Source organism: Pseudomonas agronomica, assembly GCF_025917275.1.
GTDB classification, from domain to species: Bacteria; Pseudomonadota; Gammaproteobacteria; order Pseudomonadales; family Pseudomonadaceae; genus Aquipseudomonas; species Aquipseudomonas agronomica.
Map to the genome: position 1 here is coordinate 1 of NZ_JAOSHO010000747.1, position 1834 is coordinate 1834.

General features: G+C 61.3%; 2 protein-coding genes. One reads left to right on the forward strand and one right to left on the reverse strand.

All coding sequences use genetic code 11. The annotated features are described in order from the left end of the window. Nucleotides 1-59 precede the first annotated feature (59 nt). Nucleotides 60-1115 (reverse strand): biotin synthase BioB, encoded by a 1056-nt coding sequence (bioB, locus tag OC610_RS26800; protein ID WP_264432274.1) that lies wholly within the window; start codon nucleotides 1113-1115, stop codon nucleotides 60-62. 90 nt (nucleotides 1116-1205) lie between these two features. Between bioB and OC610_RS26805 the strand changes: the two genes are divergently transcribed. Further along, a partial coding sequence (locus tag OC610_RS26805; protein WP_264432276.1) for a ComF family protein occupies nucleotides 1206-1834 on the forward strand: 629 nt, incomplete at its 3' end.

A 1834-nucleotide genomic window follows, 5' to 3' on the forward strand; every position in this document is an offset into this window, starting at 1 on the left:
ATCGCGAGCAAGCTCGCTCCCACAGGGTCTTGCATTCCAATCAGGGAATCGGTGCGTGATCAAACAGCGGCGTTATAGAACTGCTCGCTGCTCTTGTGCTCCACCAGCGCCTGTTCAATGGCCGCCTGGTGCACTTCATCGGCATGCTCTTCGCGGGCTTCCGGCTGGATGCCCAGGCGCGCGAACAGTTGCATGTCCTTGTCAGCTTGCGGGTTGGCGGTGGTCAGCAATTTGTCGCCGTAGAAGATCGAGTTCGCGCCGGCGAAGAACGCCAAGGCCTGCATCTGCTCGTTCATCGCTTCGCGACCGGCGGACAAGCGCACGTGGGATTTGGGCATGAGGATCCGCGCCACGGCCAGCATGCGGATGAAATCGAACGGATCGACGTCCTCGGCATTCTCCAGCGGCGTGCCGGCGACTTTCACCAGCATATTGATCGGCACCGACTCCGGGTGCTCCGGCAGGTTTGCCAGCTGGATCAGCAGGTTGGCGCGGTCGTCCAGGGATTCGCCCATGCCGAGGATGCCGCCAGAGCAGATCTTCATGCCCGAATCACGCACGTAGGCCAGGGTCTGCAGGCGCTCGCTGTAGGTGCGGGTGGTGATGATGCTGCCGTAGAACTCAGGCGACGTATCGAGGTTGTGGTTGTAGTAATCCAGGCCGGCCTGGGCCAGGGCTTCGGTCTGCTCCTGGTCGAGGCGGCCCAGGGTCATGCAGGTCTCCAGCCCCATGGCCTTCACGCCCTTGACCATCTCCAGCACGTAAGGCATGTCCTTGGCCGACGGGTGCTTCCACGCCGCGCCCATGCAGAATCGGGTCGAACCGATGGCCTTGGCCCGAGCCGCCTCTTCGAGGACCTTCTGCACTTCCAGCAATTTCTCTTTTTCCAGCCCGGTGTTGTAGTGGCCGGACTGCGGACAATATTTGCAATCTTCCGGGCAAGCGCCGGTCTTGATCGACAGCAGCGTGGAAACCTGGACGCGATTGGCGTCGAAGTGCGCGCGGTGCACGGTCTGCGCCTGGAAAAGCAGGTCGTTGAATGGCTGGACGAAGAGTGCTTTGACTTCGGCCAAAGACCAGTCATGACGCAGGTTGGCAGTGGTGCTGGCGCTCATGGGCATTTCCTTGATTATGCTTGGCTGGCGCCTGGGACATTCAATACCCACAGGCGCGACACGGATGTTCGGCATATTTAAGGAAGAGTCATGCGCTGTCAACCACGATACAAATGGCCGGTTTACATCTGGTTAAAAAACAAACAACCCTGTCTATTATGCAACGAACACACCGACACTGCGCAGCCGATCTGTACGCCTTGTGAAAGCGAGTTGCCCTGGCTTGGCGATCAATGCAACGTCTGCGCGCTTCCGCTGCCCATGTCCGGGCTCCGCTGCGGACAATGCGCCAAGCGACCGCCGGCTTTCGAGCGGGTCGTGGCGCCGTGGATCTATGACTTCCCGGTGGACACGCTGGTCACCCGCTTCAAGCATCAGGCGAAGTGGCCGCTTGGGCGCTTACTCGGCGAACTGTTGGCGCAGTCGATCCAACATCATTTTGATGAAGGGCTGGAGCGTCCCGACGCGCTGGTGCCGGTGCCACTGGCGGCTCGACGCCTCCGGCAGCGCGGTTTCAACCAGGCGGCGCTGCTGGCCCGCTGGCTCAGCGAGCCGCTGCAGATTCCTTGCGACGAGAATCTGCTGCTGCGCGTCCAGGACACCCCCGCGCAACAGGCCCTTGATGCCCGGGCGCGACGTCGCAATCTCCGCCAAGCCTTTGCCCTGGTGCCTGGCACTTTATTGAAGAACCGCCACTTGGCCCTGGTGGACGATGTGCT